A 17,318-nucleotide genomic window follows, 5' to 3' on the forward strand; every position below is an offset into this window, starting at 1 on the left:
AATTATTTGTGCAATCAGCTTGAGTTTCCAGGGGCGCGCAAGTATTATGACGCGTCAATTTTTCAGCCGACCTTTAACACGTTCCTTGCCTCCCCGGGCCTCGGCTGACCCAGACAGGAGGCTGAATAATCCGTAAGGAGCAATTCGATGCGTCATTACGAAATCGTTTTTATGGTCCATCCTGACCAGAGCGAACAGGTTCCGGGTATGATCGAGCGCTACACTGGTGCAATCACTGCAGCAGCGGGCACGATCCACCGTCTGGAAGACTGGGGCCGCCGTCAGCTGGCTTATCCGATCAACAAACTGCATAAAGCACACTACGTTCTGATGAACGTTGAAGCGCCGCAGGAAGTGATCGATGAGCTGGAAACTAACTTCCGCTTCAACGATGCCGTTATCCGCAGCATGGTTATGCGTACCAAAAACGCAGTGACCGAAGCATCTCCGATGGTTAAAGCGAAAGACGAGCGCCGTGAGCGTCGCGATGATTTCGCAAACGAAACCGCAGATGATTCTGATGCTGGGGATTCTGAAGAGTAATTTCTGATGACCAACCGTCTGGCGTTGTCCGGCATCGTATGCAGGGCTCCCCTTCGAAAGGTCAGTCCATCAGGAATTCCGCATTGCCAGTTCGTGCTTGAGCATCGTTCTGTGCAAGAGGAAGCCGGGTTTCACCGGCAGGCGTGGTGCCAAATGCCCGTTATTATTAGCGGACACGAAAACCAGGCCATTACTCACAGTTTAACGGTCGGTAGTGCAGTAATCGTTCAGGGGTTCATCTCTTGCCACAAGGCAAAGAACGGTCTGAGCAAAATGGTTCTGCATGCCGAGCAGATTGATTTGATAGATTCTGGAGACTAGCCATATGGCACGTTATTTCCGTCGTCGCAAGTTCTGCCGTTTCACCGCGGAAGGCGTTCAAGAGATCGACTATAAAGATATCGCAACGCTGAAAAACTACATCACCGAAAGCGGTAAGATTGTCCCAAGCCGTATCACCGGTACTCGTGCAAAATATCAGCGTCAGCTGGCTCGCGCTATCAAACGCGCTCGCTACCTGTCCCTGCTGCCGTACACTGATCGTCATCAGTAATCGGGCACGGTCCATTAATACGACTTTAAGAGGATAAGGTAATGCAAGTTATTCTGCTTGATAAAGTAGCAAACCTGGGCAGCCTGGGTGATCAGGTAAACGTTAAAGCGGGTTACGCTCGTAACTTCCTGGTTCCACAGGGTAAAGCTGTTCCAGCTACCAAGAAAAACGTAGAGTTTTTCGAAGCACGTCGCGCTGAACTGGAAGCCAAACTGGCTGACGTTCTGGCGGCTGCTAACGCTCGCGCTGAAGCAATCAACGCACTGGGCACCGTTACCATCGCGTCCAAAGCTGGCGACGAAGGTAAACTGTTCGGTTCCATCGGTACCCGCGATATCGCTGATGCAGTTTCTGCAGCAGGCGTTAAAGTGGCTAAGAGCGAAGTTCGTCTGCCGAACGGCGTTCTGCGTACCACTGGTGAGCACGAAGTTGACTTCCAGGTTCACAGCGAAGTGTTCGCTAAACTGGTTGTTAACGTTGTAGCTGAGTAATTTTTTACTCTGCTCACGTTGGAACGCCGGCCTTGTGCCGGCGTTTTGCTTTTTACAGAACCCCGCCCTTAACGTACCCTGATAAAGCTGCCGTCTGGCTGGCGGGTAAACAGCACCTGTTGTCCATTTCCGGTATCAATCGTTAATCCTGTCACCACCCCGCTGGCATTCTGGCGAATTTGCACCATCTGGCCATTCTGCAGGTTACTGAGCGGTTTACCCGCGCCTTCCACCTTCGCCATGGCATACACGTCTGTCGGCGGCAGGTTGTGGTCACGGAACAGCTGCGCCAGCGTTTTCCCCGGCTCTACGCGATAGGAACGCCACTGTTGCTCAATGCCGGTGGGCTGTTGGGTCTGAGGCTGAGACGGGGCGGCGGCCTGATCCTGTGGCTGTTCGTCCTGAATCGGCTCTGGCTCAACCGGCGCGACCTGACCCGGATCGTTAGACGGGGTAACGAGCTGCGTCTGCATCGGCTGTGCGTCAGGCTGCGGTCGCGTTTGCGACTGAAGGTCCAGCTGAGCATTGCGGGTGACGGGGGCAGTATCAACATCATCGCCACCGGAAGGAAGCAGGAAGCCCACAATCACCATCAGCGCACCAATGATGATCCCTCTGCGATGCAGAGGAGGCAGCGGATCCATGATGCGAAAATTGTCCGGCGCCTGCCAGATTTTCGCCAGGGTAGGTTTCAGTTCAAATCGCCCGGGCATGGCACTCCTCCTGCTCCGCGTATTTTTTATCCTGTGCCCCGAAGTATAGTTTGCTAACTGCCTGAACGGCGTAGTAAACCCGACATCCGTGACATCAGTTCGGGATTAATCCTGGTTCTCTCTATTGTTTCTGTTTCGTCGCGGTTTGTCACCTTAACTTCAGACAAAGTTTTACCCATAAGGGCATGGCTGATATGCTGCCCGCTACTTTAAATGTGATGGAAGGAAAACCCATGACCACCCCGACTTTTGACACTATCGAAGCGCAGGCAAGTTACGGTATCGGCTTGCAGGTAGGACAGCAGCTGAGCGAATCCGGCCTGGAAGGTCTGTTACCTGAAGCGCTGGTGGCGGGTATCGCTGACGCGCTGGAAGGTAAACAGCCTGCCGTTCCGGTTGACGTTGTGCACCGTGCGCTGCGTGAAATCCACGAGCGTGCTGACGCCGTGCGTCGCGCGCGCTTTGAAGAGATGGCCGCCGAAGGTGTGAAATATCTGGAAGAGAACCGTGAGCGTGAAGGCGTGAACAGCACCGAGTCTGGTCTGCAGTTCCGCGTGATCAATCAGGGCGATGGCGCAATCCCGGCGCGTACCGACCACGTTCGCGTACACTACACCGGTAAGCTGATCGACGGTACCGTCTTCGACAGCTCCGTCGCGCGCGGCGAACCGGCTGAGTTCCCGGTGAATGGCGTTATCGCGGGCTGGATCGAAGCGCTGACCCTGATGCCAGTCGGTTCCAAATGGGAACTGACTATCCCGCATAACCTGGCTTACGGCGAGCGCGGCGCTGGCGCGTCCATCCCGCCATTCAGCACTCTGGTCTTTGAAGTCGAGCTGCTGGAAATTCTGTAATCGACTTTTCTTATTTCCTCTCCCCGGCTGGGGAGGGGAAAATAGCGTGAAAACCTATAGTTAAGTCGGAATCAATATTTTATCTTGCAAACGAAACTGTTGCGTGTATTTTTGTGAGCTGTTTCGCGCTGCATGAGTGATATGACACTCACTTTCAACATATTATTAACATAATATCTAAATCATAGTATTCATCCCGCCGATTCTTACCTAATATCGATTAGCCCTAACAAGGGAACGTCATTTTTTTGACGTATTTAAAGGCCAGAAGAGCCTTAACAACACAGACAGGCATAAACAGGAAAATATCACATGGTAGATCAGGTCAAAGTCGTCGCCGACGAAGAGGCGTCGTCTGAACAGTCGCTACGGCGCAATCTCACAAACCGTCATATTCAGCTCATTGCTATTGGGGGTGCCATCGGTACCGGGCTGTTTATGGGGTCAGGCAAAACCATCAGTCTCGCCGGACCGTCAATCATATTCGTTTATATGATTATCGGTTTTATGCTGTTCTTCGTGATGCGTGCAATGGGTGAGCTGCTGCTCTCGAACCTCGAATACAAATCCTTCAGCGACTTCGCTTCAGACCTGCTCGGGCCATGGGCGGGCTATTTCACCGGCTGGACCTACTGGTTCTGCTGGGTCGTGACCGGTATGGCGGACGTCGTGGCGATAACCGCCTATGCGCAGTTCTGGTTCCCCGGGCTGTCGGACTGGGTGGCCTCGCTGGCGGTTATTGTTCTGCTGCTGAGCCTGAACCTCGCCACCGTTAAAATGTTCGGTGAGATGGAGTTCTGGTTCGCGATGATCAAAATCGTGGCCATCGTTGGGCTCATCGTAGTAGGCCTGGTGATGGTGCTCACCCACTTCCAGTCACCAACCGGCGTTCAGGCGTCGTTTACCCATCTGTGGAATGATGGAGGCTGGTTCCCGAAAGGCATTAGCGGCTTCTTTGCTGGCTTCCAGATTGCGGTGTTCGCGTTTGTAGGGATTGAGCTTGTCGGAACGACCGCTGCGGAAACCAAAGATCCGGAGAAATCTCTCCCGCGCGCCATCAACTCCATTCCGGTGCGTATCATCATGTTCTACGTCTTCGCGCTGATCATCATTATGTCCGTGACGCCGTGGAGCTCGGTGGTGCCAAGCAAGAGCCCGTTCGTTGAGCTGTTCGTGCTGGTGGGGCTGCCTGCGGCGGCGAGCCTGATTAACTTCGTGGTGCTGACCTCAGCGGCGTCTTCCGCGAACAGCGGCGTGTTCTCAACCAGCCGTATGCTGTTTGGTCTGGCGCAGGAAGGCGTGGCGCCGAGCGCGTTCGCCAAGCTGTCTAAGCGTGCGGTACCTGCGAAAGGGCTGACCTTCTCCTGCATGTGCCTGCTGGGCGGCGTGGTGATGCTCTACGTAAACCCAAGCGTGATTGGCGCGTTCACCATGATTACCACGGTCTCAGCGATCCTGTTTATGTTCGTCTGGACCATCATCCTCTGTTCCTATCTGGTGTACCGCAAACAGCGCCCACACCTGCATGAAAAATCGATCTACAAGATGCCGCTGGGCAAGCTGATGTGCTGGGTGTGCATGGCGTTCTTCGTCTTCGTGCTGGTTCTGCTGACGCTGGAAGATGATACCCGTCAGGCGCTGATCGTCACGCCGCTGTGGTTTATCGCGCTGGGGCTGGGCTGGATGTTTATCGGTAAGAAACGGATGGCTGGCATGCGTTAAGCATGTTGCCGGGTGGCGCTGACGCTTACCCGGCCTACGTTCGAGGACCTTGCAGGCCCGGTAAGCGCTAGCGCCACCGGGCTTTTTTATTCCCCCGCTAATGCCCGCGGGAACAGAACGTTGTTCTCAAGGCTGATGTGTTCCATCAGGTCGTCAATCATCTCGTTAATGCCGTTGTACATCGCTTTCCACGTTGTGCACGCTTCTGGCGGCGGCGTGACGTTGTGGGTGGTGTGTTTGATCACTTCCAGCAGTTCGCCCGCGTCATCATGCTCGCTTTCCATCACGCTGATGGGCCCCATTGCCTGGCTTCCCATTCCCTGTTTAATCATCGGGAAGAGGATCTGCTCTTCTTTCATTATGTGGCTGGAAAGCTCTTCGTGCAGCAGGGTCAGGTATTTCGCCAGACCGCGCGGAACGGAAGGTTTGTCGGCATGCACGCGCTCGACTTTGGTCGCCTGCAGGATCAACTCCGGCAGCTGTTCACGGTGACGGTCATGGTAACGCACGATGATGTGGTCGATGATTTCTGCGAGCGGAGCGGTTCGCCAGTCTTTGTCGACGGGCTGCTCGGCCAGCTTCGCCAGCTCGGCTTCAATCACCTCAACGTTCAGCTCTTTGCGTAAGGCCGCCCGTGCCAGGGTTTGCTTACCGCCGCAGCAGTAGTCCATATCGTATTTGCGAAACAGCGCAGAAGCGCGAGGAATGGAGAGCGCCAGCTCGCCCAGGGGTTGGTCGCGAAAGGCCATAGCAGTTACCTCATCATCAATAATATAAGATGCATATTAAATGCATCTTATAAACGACGCTATAACCCTTTAGAGGGACGGGTAAAAGTGAGATGCAGATCACAAAAAAATATCCGATTTAACTCTCTGAATGGGTTCAGGAAAGTGGTTTCGAAACTTTTTAAAGGTGGAGAAACAGTAAACAACCCGCTGCACCTGCCGATATATCCACGTCAGACAAACCTGCATATAACAAAGGCAACGCATGTTTAAACGTATAAAAGTCATTACCCTTCTGATTTCGGTGCTGCTTGTGCTCGGCATCATGCAAGTGATTTCCGCCGGTATCTTTATCAACGCCCTGAATAACGATAAAGACAACTTTACCGTGTCGCAGCTCTCCAGCAAGAACGTGGCGGAGTTTACCGATGCGTGGATCAGTCTGAACCAGGCGCGCGTCACCCTGAACCGCGGAATGCTGCGCCTGCAAAGCAGCATGGCCTCGCAAATTAACGGCGGTCAGCTGAATGAGCTGGTGACCACGGCGAAAAATCTGCTGACTGAAGCCCAGGTTCATTACGATAAATACTATGCCTTGCCGAATACGCCAGGCCTGGATGAGAACCTGACCAACCAACTCGAGGAGCAGTACCGCATTTACTCTGCAACGCTGACGCAAATGAATGTTCTGCTGAGCCAGGGCAATCTGGAAGATATGTTCAAGCAGAATGCCGAACAAAAACAGAATGCGATGCAGACGGTTTATCGTGAATGGCGTGAAGCGCAGGCCGCGCTCACGGATAAAGGCATTCAGGATAACGAAAGTGATTACAAGCGCATCCTGTGGATCCTCTCTGCGGTCATGCTGCTGGTGATCGTGGTGATTATCTCCAGCTGGATTGCGATGCGCCGCGTGCTGCTGCTGCCGCTGGAAGAGGTGATCAACCATATTCGCGCCATTGCGGCAGGCGATCTCACCCAGCCGATTCAGGCAGACGGAAAAAATGAAATGGCCATCCTGGCGCGCAACGTGCAGGAGATGCAAACTTCGCTGGCGAACACCGTGGGCGTGGTGCGCGAAGGCGCAGATACGATTTACACCGGTGCAGGCGAAATCTCCGCAGGCAGTAACGATCTCTCTTCCCGTACCGAGCAGCAGGCCGCGTCTCTGGAAGAGACGGCAGCCAGCATGGAGCAACTGACGGCAACCGTGAAGCAGAACGCCGATAACGCGCGTCAGGCTTCCCGTCTGGCGCTGGATGCCTCCTCAACGGCGAAGAAGGGCGGTCACGTGGTGGAAGGCGTCGTGCGGACGATGGACGAAATCGCCACCAGCTCCAGCAAAATTGCGCAAATTACCAACGTGATCGACGGGATTGCCTTCCAGACGAATATTCTGGCGCTGAACGCGGCGGTGGAAGCGGCCCGTGCAGGCGAGCAGGGCCGTGGCTTTGCGGTGGTGGCAGGGGAAGTGCGTACCCTTGCGCAGCGCAGCGCTCAGGCGGCGAAAGAGATCAAAGCGCTGATCGATGACTCCGGCGAACGCGTGAACGCGGGCTCGCAGCTGGTTAACGAAGCCGGGGCCACGATGGCTGAGATCGTCAATGCGGTTACTCGCGTCACCGACATTATGGGCGAAATTGCTTCGGCCTCTGACGAGCAGAGCCGCGGTATCGACCAGGTGGGCCAGGCGGTAGCCGAGATGGACCGCGTGACCCAGCAGAACGCCTCGCTGGTGGAGGAGTCTGCGGCGGCGGCGGCGGCGCTGGAAGATCAGGCTGCACGCCTGAACGAAGCGGTGGCGGTGTTCAAAATTACCCGCAACCAGGCGGTCAAAGCGGCGCCGGTAAAAACCTATGTGCCAAAAGCGCAGCCTGTCGCGGCGGCGTCTGAAGCAAACTGGGAAACGTTTTAACATCATGCCGGGTGGCGCTGGCGCTTACCCGGCTTACGAAACGGCTCCTTGTAGGCCGGGTAAGGCGGAGCCGCCACCCGGCAAATATCACACCTCCGACGCCGGAACGACCCTCGGTTTTTCCGGCTTCGCTCTCACCGCCATCACCACCCCCACCACCAGCAGCACGATCCCGCAGGCAGTGAACAGCGGCGGCACGCTCTGGCGCATGAGGAAGGTATAAAGCAGTCCGGCCAGGGTTTCGAAGACAATCAGCGGCCCTAAGATCACCGTCGGCAGCTTCTGGCTGGCAATGTTCCAGCACAGCGCGCCTACCCATGAACACAGCACCGCGATCGCAACCATCAGGCCAATGAACACCCACGGTCTTGGCCCGAAGGGCTGGGTGAAGTCCGGCTGCTGATGGCCCAGCCAGAGGCATGCGCCGAGATACCCCACGACGGATACGGGCAGCGTGACCAGCGCCTGCGCCGTCGCCCACATCATCGGGTGCTTGTCCGGGTTCTCACGCAGCCAGCGCGCGTTGCGCAGGGCATACCACGCCCAGCACGCCACGGAAACGAACGCCAGCAGAATGCCAGAACCGTACCGCCACAGGTCAACGTCCACCTGCCCATGTCGCAGCTCGGCAATATTAACGCATATCAGCCCCAGGGCGGTGCAGACCAGCGCCGGGGCCATTTTTGACCACGCCAGTTTGCCATCGCGGTGGCTGTAGAGCAGGTTAGCAAAGACGGGAATGACGACCGGCAGCGTGCCGATAATCATGGTCGATACCGGCGCACCGGTACGCTGAATGGCACTCGCGAGGCAAACGTAATAGATAAGATTGCCCATCATGGTCAGCGCCAGTGCGGTCCCCCAGTCCTGACGGCTGAGCTGGCGCAAGCGCGCGCGTCCCAGCCACGCCAGGGGCAGGGCAATCAGCCCCAGCGCCAGATAACGTCCGGTCGACTGTAATATTGCCGGATACTCGGGCACGATCAGCGGGCCGACAAAAATCAGTCCCCACATCATCCCGGCCAGCAGGGCATACAACACTCCACTAATCATTTTTCCATCCACAGGTATTTACGCTGTAGTCAGTGTAGGAGGGGCGAATGCGCGCGTATTGTATGAGATTGCGCATTAGCGCCGTGTAACCTGCTTCTGGTAGCGCACGGGCGTAATGCCGTAGCGGTGGGTAAACGCGCGGGTCAGATGTGACTGATCGGTCAGCCCGGTTGCGGCGGCAACCTCTGCGGCGGGCATGCCGTGGGTGAGAAACGCTTTGGCGCGCCAGAGTCGAATGGCCATCAGCATCTGATGCGGCGTCACGTGAAAATGGGCTTTGAACTGGCGCTGGAAATGATACGGGCTGAGCGAGACGACGCTGGCCAGCTCGTCCAGCGTCAGAGCGCGCATATAGTTGTCGTGCAGGTACTCGCGTACCCGTTCGAAGCGGTGCGCGCCTTCCTGAACCCGTGGCGCGTGGTGGGCAAACGGCTGGAAGGTCTCAATCAGATCCAGCAGTAAACCTTTTTGCGCAAGCGGATCGTCCGTGTGCCACAAGCCGTAAATAAGCCTGCCGATTTGCTGTGAGCGTAACGGATCATGACGGGTCACGTCGCTGAACCACCAGTGTCGGAGGCCGGTCACCTCTTCCAGCAGATCGGGTTCGATATAGACCATCCGGTAGCGCCAGCCGCCCTCGGTGGCGGATTCGCCGGTGTGGATCTCGTCCGGGTTCATGGTAACGACGGATTTCTCCGCCGCGAGATGCTGGCTGCCGCGATAGCGAAAGCGTTCGGCACCGGTTTCAATCGTGCCGATGCCGAAGGCTTCATGGGTGTGAGGCTCAAAGGCGTAGTCAGAAATATGCGCGTGATACAGCTCCAGGCCCGGCAGCTGCGCCAGATGGCGAAAGCGCGCGCTGTCTCTTTCATCATTAAACTGTTCCGGTACGCCTTGCACGGTGAGCCTCCTTGTGGGTCATCTTTTCATTATCAAAGATGACCCGAGGGGATGCCACAAAAAATAACCATCCCGTAACAATTACAGAATGGCTTTAATGCTCTCCGCCAGCGTAGTGGTTGGGCGCCCGATCAGTTTGCTCAGCGTATGGCTGTCGTCAAAGAGCCCGCCTTTGGAGGCCCCGATATCGGAGTCCGCCAGCATATCGGCCAGACCGGCAGGCAGGCCGACGCTCTTCAGCGCGGCGGCAAAGTCCGCTTCGCTGAGATTCTGGTAGGTGACCGGCTTTCCGCTCTGTTTGCTCAGTTCAGCCGCCAGTTCGCTCAGCGTCCAGCCGTGGTCGCCCGCCAGTTCATACACCTTGCCCGCATGGCCCTCTTCAGCAATCACTTTCGCTGCCGCCGCGGCATAGTCTCCGCGGGTGGCAGAGGCAATTTTGCCTTCGCCTGCCGCACCAATAAACACGCCGTGTTCCAGCGCAGGCGGCGCGCTCGCCAGATAGTTTTCGGTATACCAGCCGTTGCGCAGCAGGGCATAAGGAATGCCTGACGCCGCCAGCGCTTTTTCAGTGGCAACGTGTTCAACGTGCAGACCGAGCGGCGAGGTATCCGCATGCAGCAGGCTGGTGTAGGCGATAAATTTCACCCCTGCCGCTTTGGCGGCGTTAATCACGTTCTGGTGCTGGATCGCGCGCTGGCCGACTTCGCTGGACGAGATCAGCAGCAGCTTATCCACGCCGTTCAGCGCGGCGGTGAATGCGGCTTCATCCGTGTAGTCCGCCTGACGAACCACAATTCCCTGCTGGCTTAAGGCTTCAGCTTTTGCCGGGTTACGTACGATGGCCACAATCTGGTTAGCCGGTACGGTTTTCAACAGCTGTTCGATAACGAGATGGCCAAGCTGGCCGGTGGCGCCGGTAATCGCGATCATGATGAATCTCCTTCGTGTTTGTCTGGTGTTGTGGCACACTAGCACCATAGCTAACTTTTAGTAAGTACGTACAAAAAGGTAAGTATGAAAACAACGATACCGACGCTCAGCGAACAATTGCGCGATGGCAATCTCTTCGCGGAACAGTGCCCTTCACGAGAGGTGCTCAAACACGTTACCAGCCGCTGGGGGGTACTGATTCTGCTGGCGCTGCGCCAGGGAACGCATCGCTTTAGCGATCTGCGCCGTAAAATGGGCGGGGTGAGCGAAAAGATGCTGTCCCAGTCGCTTCAGGCGCTGGAGCAGGACGGGTTTGTCGATCGCGTATCGTACCCGGTTGTGCCGCCGCACGTAGAGTATAGCCTGACCCCGATGGGGATCGAGGTCAGCGAGAAAGTCGCCGCGCTGGCGGACTGGATTGAGGTGAATACGCCGAAGGTGATGGCGAATCGGGACGATCGCGCGGCGTAAAAGCCGGGTGGCGGCTTCGCCTTACCCGGCCTACCCATAATCTTCCATCCCGTAGGCCGGGTAAGCGAAGCGCCACCCGGCACAATCGCCGCTACTTACTTAAATCCAGGTGATAAATCGCGAACCCAATATCATCCGTCGCGACCTGTTTCATCGGATACTGCGCCTTCTCCTTAATAAACGCGGCTGCCTTCTCGGACGGTGACGTTTCAAAGCGGATATCCAGCGGCGTATCGCTGTGGATCGGCGCCAGACGCCAGTTGTTATCCACCGCCGGATGAATTTCGCCGGCCTTTTTCGACTCCGCGCTGATCCACGCCGCCAGCACAGAGCGGTTCTCGTCCGGCGAGGCAAAGGCGATGTGTCCATCTCCCGTACCGGCAAACTTACCGCCGTAGGCACGGTAGTTATTGGTCACCACCAGGAAAGTGGCATTCGGGTCGATCGCCTTGCCGTTGAAGGTCAGGTTTTTAATGCGCTCCGCCTGCGGGTTGATCGCCTGACACTCGCCGTCATATTTCGCCGGCTGGGTGACGTCAATCTGGTAGTTCACGCCGTCGATCACGTCGAAGTTGTAGGTGCGGAAGCCGTCCCAGTTAATCAGCGACTGCGGCTTGCTGCTGTGTGGGTCAATCTGGTTAAACTGTCCGGCAGAACACTCCAGCCACTCTTTTACCTCTTTCCCGGTGGCTTTAACCACCACCAGCGTATTCGGGTAGAGATAGAGATCGGCGGCATTACGGAAGGTGAGCTGGCCCTTTTCGACCTCCACATAGCTTGCCGGGTCATTCTTACGTCCGCCCACTTTGAATGGCGCTGCGGCGGAGAGTACCGGCAGTTTCGCCAGATCCGGATCGCCCTGCACAAAGTGTTCGGCATAGGCTTTCTGCGCCATGTTGACGACCTGAACGGTCGGATCGTCCTGCACCAGCGCCAGGAAGCTGTACATGCTGTCGGCGGATTTGCCGATCGGCTTGCTGACGAATTCGCGCGTGGCGTCGTGATCGTGCTTCAGCACGTCGACCAGTTTTTTATCTTCCGCCGCCAGCGATTTTTTCGCCGCCGCGTCGTAAATTGGGCGCGCTTCGGCTTTTGACTGCGTGACCTTCCAGCGGCCGCCGTCGTTATTCAGCACCAGATCCACCACGCCAAGATGGTCGCCCCACATGCCCGGCATCACCGACGGCACGCCGTTAAGCGTCCCTTTCTCTATATCGGCCCCTTTGATGCTGGCAAAGTCTTTGCCCGGGAAGACCGCGTGGGCGTGACCGAACAGGATCGCATCGACGCCCGGGACCTCACTCAGGTAGTAAACGGAGTTTTCTGCCATGGCCTGGTATGGGTCGGCGGAGAGGCCCGAGTGGGCGACAACGACCACCAGATCGGCGCCTTTTTCGCGCATTTCCGGCACGTATTTACGCGCGGTTTCGGTGATGTCGTTAACGGTCACCTTACCGTCGAGGTTGGCCTTATCCCACGTCATGATCTGCGGCGGGACAAAACCGATATAGCCGATTTTCAGCGTCTGTTTTTTCCCGTCCTGATCGACAACCTCAGTCTCTTTAATCAGGTAAGGCGTAAAAAGCGGCTTTTGGGTCTTAACGTCGATGATATTGGCGTTAACGTACGGGAATTTTGCGCCTGCCAGGGCATCATGCAGGTATGTCAGACCGTAGTTGAATTCATGGTTGCCGAGGTTACCGACGGTATAGTCCAGGGTGTTCATCGCTTTATAAACAGGATGGATCTCGCCTTTTTTCAGCCCCCTGGTCGCCATGTAGTCCCCGAGCGGACTGCCCTGAATCAGATCGCCGTTATCGACCAGCACGCTATTTTTCACTTCGCCGCGTGCGGCATTGATCAAACTCGCCGTGCGTACCAGTCCGAATTTTTCCGTCGGGGTATCTTTGTAGTAATCGAAATCCATCATGTTGCTGTGCAGATCGGTCGTTTCAAGAATACGTAAATCGACCGTCGCTGCCTGCACGCTCGCCGCAATCAGCGTCGCCAGGAGCGTTGCGCTAAACTTAATCATCAGAAGAGTCCTTTTTTCGATCCAGGCCACAAAAGAGTATGTATCTATAACGTGTTGCTTACATAAATGTGAATCCTGACAGAAAAAAGCAACCTGAAACCGGAATTGCTTCACAGATAGCGGAATTGTTCACATTACGATATAACTAAAACAAAGAGTTAACCTCACTGCGTTAACAAAGAGGTGGAAAATGCTAGATAAAATTTGTCAGCTCGCACGGGATGCGGGGGATGCCATCATGCAGGTGTATGACGGTAGTAAACCCATGGAGGTTGTCAGCAAAGCGGACGACTCTCCGGTCACGGCGGCAGATATCGCGGCGCATAAGGTGATCCTGAAAGGGTTACAGGCCTTAACGCCGGACATCCCCGTCCTGTCAGAAGAAGCGCCGCAAAGCTGGGAAGAGCGCCAGCACTGGCAGCGCTACTGGCTGGTGGACCCCCTGGACGGGACAAAAGAGTTCATCAAGCGCAACGGTGAATTCACCGTCAATATCGCCCTGATTGAGAAGGGTAAAGCGGTGCTGGGCGTGGTCTACGCGCCGGTCATGAAGGTGATGTACAGCGCTGCAGAAGGGAAGGCGTGGAAGGAAGAGTGCGGCGTGCGCAAGCAGATCCAGGTGCGCGACGCGCGTCCGCCGCTGGTGGTGATTAGCCGCTCGCACAGCGACAGCGAGCTGCAGGAGTATCTGCAGCAGCTGGGTGAACACCAGACCACCTCGATTGGCTCATCGCTGAAATTCTGCCTGGTGGCGGAAGGACAGGCGCAGCTCTATCCGCGCTTTGGGCCGACGAACGTCTGGGATACTGCGGCTGGTCACGCCGTGGCTGCGGCCGCCGGGGCGCACGTTCATGACTGGCAGGGCAAGCCGCTGGACTACACCCCGCGCGAATCCTTCCTCAACCCCGGCTTCCGCGTCTCTCTTTATTGAGCCAGCAGCTTATGCAGCAGGTCGACAACCTGCTGCACCTCTTCCTGGGTTAGCGCCCCGTCTTTCACCCACTGTACGCGGCCGTTCTTATCCAGCACGACAATCGCAGAGCTCTCTTCCTCCAGCTGCCAGGCCTTACGGGTGACGCCGTTGCTGTCGACGATAAACTGCGACCATGGGTAGAGCTTTTTATTGCTCTCAAGGCTTGAACGCACAAACATCCCGGAGCCCGGAATGGCGTCATCGGTATTCACGATCGTGGTGGTCTGGTAACGGTCGTGTGGGAATTTTGCCGCCTTGATCGCTTCCACCAGGTTGGCATTTTTCTCTTTTGCGGATGTACGACCGGCAATATGTTGTACAACTCTCACTTTGCCCGCGAGCTGCGCGCTATTCCAGGCTTTATAGCTAAACTTATCATTGTCGAGAATCAATTCTCCCCGGTCAGCAATGCCGACTGGCGGTACACGTTGTCCTTTTTCAATGTTGTGAGCACTCGCCCACAGGGGCAGCAGCAGGCAGGCTGCTGCAAGGATAGTACGTAGGGTCATGGCGTTTCCTTATTGTTTGCAGGTGATCCGACCACTTGGTCATGCACTTTTAATGATAAGTGCGATCAATGTGGTTTTCCCGCAATCCCGATGCCAGTTTGCGGGCGAACGCACATATCCATGAAAAAACGACGGCTTATACTGCTCTCTATCACGCTTTGCAAAGATTATTCTGAATAATTGTAATCAAACGGTAAATAAACTTATGCACACTGGGTAACACCGTAGTTCTGGTCTATAGTCATTGGGCATCAAAATTTGCGCTCAGGACAGTCGGGCCGATTGTGGCACCGCAAGAGCGTATGATTCGCAGGAGATACAAGAATGAAAATTTTCCAACGCTACAACCCGCTTCAGGTGGCGAAGTACGTGAAAATCCTGTTCCGTGGACGGTTGTATATCAAGGATGTTGGCGCTTTTGAGTTTGATAAGGGCAAAATCCTTGTCCCAAAAGTGAAGGACAAACAGCACCTGTCTGTGATGTCCGAAGTCAACCGTCAGGTTATGCGTCTGCAAACTGAGATGGCTTAACCAACGTGCTATGCAGTAGTTAAAAAAACGGCTCCCGATGGGAGCCGTTGATGTTTGTGGAGGCAGGAACCTTACGCCGACACCTTCTCTTCCGCATCCGGCAGCTTCGGCACCAGTACGGTCGGTTTGTTGTCGATGCGCGTCACCAGCAGCTGGTCGATGCGGTAGTTATCAATATCCACCACTTCAAACTTGTAGCCGGAGAACTTCACCGAGTCGGTACGTTTCGGGATCTTACGCAGCATAAACATCATAAAGCCGCCGATGGTCTCGTAGTTTCCGGACTGCGGGAACTCGTCGATATCCAGCACGCGCATCACGTCTTCAATTGGCGTGCCGCCATCAATCAGCCATGAATTATCGTCACGCTGAACAATCTGCTCTTCCAGCCCCTGGCCTACCAGGTCGCCCATCAGCGTGGTCATGACGTCGTTCAGGGTAATAATACCCACCACCAGCGCGTATTCGTTCATGATCACCGCGAAGTCTTCCCCGGCGGTTTTGAAACTTTCCAGCGCTTCTGAGAGCGTCAGGGTGTCCGGCACAATCAGGGTATTGCGGATCTGCACGCCGCTGTTCAGCGCCAGGCTCTGGTTTGCCAGCACGCGGTTCAGCAGGTCTTTGGAGTCGACGTAACCGATGATGTGGTCAATATCTTCATTACAGACCAGGAACTTGGAGTGCGGATGCTGCGCCACTTTGTTCTTCAGGCTCTGCTCATCTTCATGTAAATCGAACCAGATAATGCTTTCACGGCCCGTCATGGAAGAGGGCACGGTACGGGATTCCAGTTCGAATACGTTCTCAATCAGCTCGTGTTCCTGCTTGCGCAGTACCCCGGCCAGGGCACCGGCTTCCACGACCGCATAAATGTCGTCAGAGGTGATGTCATCTTTACGCACCATCGGCAGCTTAAAGATGCGGAAAATGACGTTTGCCAGGCCGTTGAAGAACCACACCAGCGGGCGGAACACAAACAGGCAGAAGCGCATCGGGTTGATGATACGCAAAGCCACGGCTTCTGGCGCAATCATACCGATGCGTTTCGGGGTCAGGTCGGCGAAGAGGATGAACAGCCCGGTCACCAGCGAGAAGGAGAGGATAAAGCTCAGCTGTTCGGCCAGTTCGGCGGACATGTACTGCGCAAAGAGGCTATAAAACGCCGGGGAAAACGCCGCATCGCCCACGATACCACCCAGGATAGCCACCGCGTTCAGACCAATTTGCACCACGGTAAAGAACGTACCGGGGTTTTCCTGCATTTTGAGAATGCGTGAGGCGTTGATGTTGCCCTCGTCGGCGAGCAGCTTCAGTTTGATTTTACGGGACGCGGCCAGCGAAATCTCGGATATCGAGAAAAATGCACTGACGGCAATCAGACAAAGTATTACTAAAATACTGTTTAACATAGTTTATCCGGCTTCTCGCCAGATCCTCAGAAGGGGAGTTGATACCATTTGTGTGGAAACACATTGAACATCAGCTCGTAGCGTTGAGCCGATTATTTCAGCGGCTAGTATAGCGTAAAGAGATGTAAATCTGCCAGAGGTCACATTTTTACATAAAACAGACCGGACAGCGGGTGCTGCCCGGTACGGGCGACGATCTAACGGCTGATAATCAGGCCAGCTGTGGCGGCAGGCAGACGCCGATACCTCCGATTCCGCAGTAGCCGTACGGGTTTTTATGCAGATACTGCTGGTGATCGTCCTCGGCGTAGTAGAACGGTTTCGCGGTGGTGATTTCCGTGGTCACCTCGCGCGTATCGCCCGCTTCACGCATGGCCTGCTGGAAACGCTCAAGGCTGGCGCGCGCGGCGGCATCCTGCTCAGGGGTGAGCGGATAGATAGCCGAGCGGTACTGCGTGCCGTGGTCGTTGCCCTGACGCATGCCCTGCGCCGGGTCGTGGTTTTCCCAGAAGACCTGCAGGAGCTGTTCGAAGCTGATTACCGTCGGGTCGTACACTACGCGTACCGCTTCCGCATGGCCGGTTTCGCCGGAGCAGACTTCGCGGTAGGTTGGATTCGGCGTGTAACCGCCCGTGTAGCCGGCTGCCGTGCTGTAAACGCCAGGCAACTGCCAGAAGAGGCGCTCAACGCCCCAGAAGCAGCCCATAGCGAACAGGGCGATTTCCATGCCATCAGGAACGTTAGTCATGGAATGGCCATTGACGGCGTGTAAAGTCGCCACAGGCATAGGGGTGTTGCGTCCCGGTAATGCATCAGCTTGTGAAACCAGATGCTTTTTGTCGAATAAACTCACGGTGGGGCCTCCCGGGGTGCGATGTTTCGGTTAAGGTTGTCACGGCGCGTTTAATTGAACACAATAAATGCGCTGAATGAGTCTAGATTTAATCATAAGAAATATTTGGGTGTTACACCCATTTTCAACCCGAGA

Annotated in this window: 19 protein-coding genes; 10 read left to right on the forward strand and 9 right to left on the reverse strand. The window is 55.7% G+C overall.

Going from position 1 to position 17,318, the window contains the following annotated elements:
• Positions 1 to 147 precede the first annotated feature (147 nt).
• From rpsF to rplI, 4 genes are read left to right on the forward strand one after another with little or no spacing between them, the layout of a single operon-like run.
• Positions 148 to 543, forward strand: a complete 396-nt coding sequence (rpsF, locus tag ACEPLT_RS02100; RefSeq protein WP_008502896.1) for a 30S ribosomal protein S6 — start codon at positions 148 to 150, stop codon at positions 541 to 543.
• A gap of 6 nt (positions 544 to 549) precedes the next feature.
• Positions 550 to 864 (forward strand): primosomal replication protein N, encoded by a 315-nt coding sequence (gene priB / locus ACEPLT_RS02105; protein ID WP_008502895.1) that lies wholly within the window; start codon positions 550 to 552, stop codon positions 862 to 864.
• Between the two features lie 4 nt (positions 865 to 868).
• Entirely contained in the window at positions 869 to 1,096 is a 228-nt protein-coding gene (gene rpsR, locus ACEPLT_RS02110; RefSeq protein WP_000135199.1) for a 30S ribosomal protein S18, read from the forward strand.
• A gap of 41 nt (positions 1,097 to 1,137) precedes the next feature.
• The gene (gene rplI, locus ACEPLT_RS02115; protein WP_008502894.1) at positions 1,138 to 1,587 is read left to right on the forward strand and encodes a 50S ribosomal protein L9; all 450 of its coding nucleotides are present in this window, start codon (positions 1,138 to 1,140) and stop codon (positions 1,585 to 1,587) included.
• A gap of 68 nt (positions 1,588 to 1,655) precedes the next feature.
• Here rplI and ACEPLT_RS02120 read toward each other — a convergent pair whose 3' ends face one another.
• Entirely contained in the window at positions 1,656 to 2,300 is a 645-nt protein-coding gene (locus ACEPLT_RS02120; protein ID WP_181239086.1) for an OapA family protein, read from the reverse strand.
• A 233-nt stretch (positions 2,301 to 2,533) separates the two neighbouring features.
• Between ACEPLT_RS02120 and fklB the strand changes: the two genes are divergently transcribed.
• Positions 2,534 to 3,154, forward strand: coding sequence for an FKBP-type peptidyl-prolyl cis-trans isomerase (fklB, locus tag ACEPLT_RS02125; RefSeq protein WP_008502892.1), 621 nt, complete (start codon positions 2,534 to 2,536; stop codon positions 3,152 to 3,154).
• Positions 3,155 to 3,466: 312 nt separating this feature from the next.
• Positions 3,467 to 4,876 carry a D-serine/D-alanine/glycine transporter gene (cycA, locus tag ACEPLT_RS02130; protein ID WP_008502891.1) on the forward strand — a complete coding sequence of 470 codons (1,410 nt, stop codon included), beginning with the start codon at positions 3,467 to 3,469 and terminating at the stop codon, positions 4,874 to 4,876.
• Between the two features lie 86 nt (positions 4,877 to 4,962).
• On the opposite strand, the gene ytfE is transcribed toward cycA, so the two are convergent.
• On the reverse strand, positions 4,963 to 5,625 hold the full coding sequence (gene ytfE, locus ACEPLT_RS02135) for an iron-sulfur cluster repair protein YtfE (protein WP_032675824.1): 663 nt from the start codon (positions 5,623 to 5,625) through the stop codon (positions 4,963 to 4,965).
• Positions 5,626 to 5,869: 244 nt separating this feature from the next.
• Here ytfE and ACEPLT_RS02140 point away from each other — a divergent pair, with 244 nt between their 5' ends.
• Entirely contained in the window at positions 5,870 to 7,519 is a 1,650-nt protein-coding gene (locus ACEPLT_RS02140) for a methyl-accepting chemotaxis protein (RefSeq protein WP_021240703.1), read from the forward strand.
• 87 nt (positions 7,520 to 7,606) lie between these two features.
• On the opposite strand, the gene ACEPLT_RS02145 is transcribed toward ACEPLT_RS02140, so the two are convergent.
• The 3 genes from ACEPLT_RS02145 to ACEPLT_RS02155 all read right to left on the reverse strand — a co-directional run bounded on the left by ACEPLT_RS02145 (position 7,607) and on the right by ACEPLT_RS02155 (position 10,402).
• Positions 7,607 to 8,572 carry a DMT family transporter gene (locus ACEPLT_RS02145; protein ID WP_032675825.1) on the reverse strand — a complete coding sequence of 322 codons (966 nt, stop codon included), beginning with the start codon at positions 8,570 to 8,572 and terminating at the stop codon, positions 7,607 to 7,609.
• A gap of 75 nt (positions 8,573 to 8,647) precedes the next feature.
• On the reverse strand, positions 8,648 to 9,472 hold the full coding sequence (locus tag ACEPLT_RS02150; RefSeq protein ID WP_008502887.1) for an AraC family transcriptional regulator: 825 nt from the start codon (positions 9,470 to 9,472) through the stop codon (positions 8,648 to 8,650).
• Between the two features lie 81 nt (positions 9,473 to 9,553).
• Entirely contained in the window at positions 9,554 to 10,402 is an 849-nt protein-coding gene (locus tag ACEPLT_RS02155) for an SDR family oxidoreductase (protein ID WP_032675827.1), read from the reverse strand.
• Positions 10,403 to 10,486: 84 nt separating this feature from the next.
• On the opposite strand from ACEPLT_RS02155, the gene ACEPLT_RS02160 reads away from it, so the two are divergent.
• On the forward strand, positions 10,487 to 10,873 hold the full coding sequence (locus tag ACEPLT_RS02160; RefSeq protein ID WP_008502885.1) for a winged helix-turn-helix transcriptional regulator: 387 nt from the start codon (positions 10,487 to 10,489) through the stop codon (positions 10,871 to 10,873).
• A gap of 91 nt (positions 10,874 to 10,964) precedes the next feature.
• On the opposite strand, the gene ACEPLT_RS02165 is transcribed toward ACEPLT_RS02160, so the two are convergent.
• Positions 10,965 to 12,908: a bifunctional 2',3'-cyclic-nucleotide 2'-phosphodiesterase/3'-nucleotidase gene (locus ACEPLT_RS02165; protein WP_021240699.1), complete on the reverse strand. Its 1,944-nt coding sequence runs from the start codon at positions 12,906 to 12,908 to the stop codon at positions 10,965 to 10,967.
• A gap of 190 nt (positions 12,909 to 13,098) precedes the next feature.
• On the opposite strand from ACEPLT_RS02165, the gene cysQ reads away from it, so the two are divergent.
• Positions 13,099 to 13,839, forward strand: a complete 741-nt coding sequence (gene cysQ, locus ACEPLT_RS02170) for a 3'(2'),5'-bisphosphate nucleotidase CysQ (RefSeq protein WP_008501432.1) — start codon at positions 13,099 to 13,101, stop codon at positions 13,837 to 13,839.
• On the opposite strand, the gene ACEPLT_RS02175 is transcribed toward cysQ, so the two are convergent.
• A complete protein-coding gene (locus ACEPLT_RS02175) occupies positions 13,833 to 14,390 on the reverse strand; it encodes a YtfJ family protein (protein WP_023326561.1) in 558 nt (185 codons plus the stop codon). The two genes, cysQ and ACEPLT_RS02175, sit on opposite strands and share 7 nt — an antisense overlap.
• 324 nt (positions 14,391 to 14,714) lie before the next feature.
• On the opposite strand from ACEPLT_RS02175, the gene ACEPLT_RS02180 reads away from it, so the two are divergent.
• Positions 14,715 to 14,921, forward strand: a complete 207-nt coding sequence (locus ACEPLT_RS02180) for a DUF1107 domain-containing protein (RefSeq protein WP_008501430.1) — start codon at positions 14,715 to 14,717, stop codon at positions 14,919 to 14,921.
• Positions 14,922 to 14,992: 71 nt separating this feature from the next.
• Here the strand turns inward: ACEPLT_RS02180 and ACEPLT_RS02185 are convergent, their stop codons facing one another.
• Both ACEPLT_RS02185 and msrA read right to left on the reverse strand, forming a co-directional pair.
• Entirely contained in the window at positions 14,993 to 16,330 is a 1,338-nt protein-coding gene (locus ACEPLT_RS02185) for a hemolysin family protein (protein WP_008501429.1), read from the reverse strand.
• Positions 16,331 to 16,541: 211 nt separating this feature from the next.
• Positions 16,542 to 17,183, reverse strand: a complete 642-nt coding sequence (gene msrA / locus ACEPLT_RS02190) for a peptide-methionine (S)-S-oxide reductase MsrA (protein WP_032675828.1) — start codon at positions 17,181 to 17,183, stop codon at positions 16,542 to 16,544.
• Positions 17,184 to 17,318: the final 135 nt, after the last annotated feature.

The sequence above is a fragment of the Enterobacter sp. fkY84-1 genome, assembly GCF_052974705.1.

Coding starts and splice junctions, on each gene's coding strand:
- rpsF (WP_008502896.1), top strand. CDS start 148: ATGCGTCATTACGAAATCGTTTTTATGGTCCATCCTGACCAGAGCGAA.
- priB (WP_008502895.1), top strand. CDS start 550: ATGACCAACCGTCTGGCGTTGTCCGGCATCGTATGCAGGGCTCCCCTT.
- rpsR (WP_000135199.1), top strand. CDS start 869: ATGGCACGTTATTTCCGTCGTCGCAAGTTCTGCCGTTTCACCGCGGAA.
- rplI (WP_008502894.1), top strand. CDS start 1,138: ATGCAAGTTATTCTGCTTGATAAAGTAGCAAACCTGGGCAGCCTGGGT.
- ACEPLT_RS02120 (WP_181239086.1), bottom strand. CDS start 2,300: ATGCCCGGGCGATTTGAACTGAAACCTACCCTGGCGAAAATCTGGCAG.
- fklB (WP_008502892.1), top strand. CDS start 2,534: ATGACCACCCCGACTTTTGACACTATCGAAGCGCAGGCAAGTTACGGT.
- cycA (WP_008502891.1), top strand. CDS start 3,467: ATGGTAGATCAGGTCAAAGTCGTCGCCGACGAAGAGGCGTCGTCTGAA.
- ytfE (WP_032675824.1), bottom strand. CDS start 5,625: ATGGCCTTTCGCGACCAACCCCTGGGCGAGCTGGCGCTCTCCATTCCT.
- ACEPLT_RS02140 (WP_021240703.1), top strand. CDS start 5,870: ATGTTTAAACGTATAAAAGTCATTACCCTTCTGATTTCGGTGCTGCTT.
- ACEPLT_RS02145 (WP_032675825.1), bottom strand. CDS start 8,572: ATGATTAGTGGAGTGTTGTATGCCCTGCTGGCCGGGATGATGTGGGGA.
- ACEPLT_RS02155 (WP_032675827.1), bottom strand. CDS start 10,402: ATGATCGCGATTACCGGCGCCACCGGCCAGCTTGGCCATCTCGTTATC.
- ACEPLT_RS02160 (WP_008502885.1), top strand. CDS start 10,487: ATGAAAACAACGATACCGACGCTCAGCGAACAATTGCGCGATGGCAAT.
- ACEPLT_RS02165 (WP_021240699.1), bottom strand. CDS start 12,908: ATGATTAAGTTTAGCGCAACGCTCCTGGCGACGCTGATTGCGGCGAGC.
- cysQ (WP_008501432.1), top strand. CDS start 13,099: ATGCTAGATAAAATTTGTCAGCTCGCACGGGATGCGGGGGATGCCATC.
- ACEPLT_RS02175 (WP_023326561.1), bottom strand. CDS start 14,390: ATGACCCTACGTACTATCCTTGCAGCAGCCTGCCTGCTGCTGCCCCTG.
- ACEPLT_RS02180 (WP_008501430.1), top strand. CDS start 14,715: ATGAAAATTTTCCAACGCTACAACCCGCTTCAGGTGGCGAAGTACGTG.
- ACEPLT_RS02185 (WP_008501429.1), bottom strand. CDS start 16,330: ATGTTAAACAGTATTTTAGTAATACTTTGTCTGATTGCCGTCAGTGCA.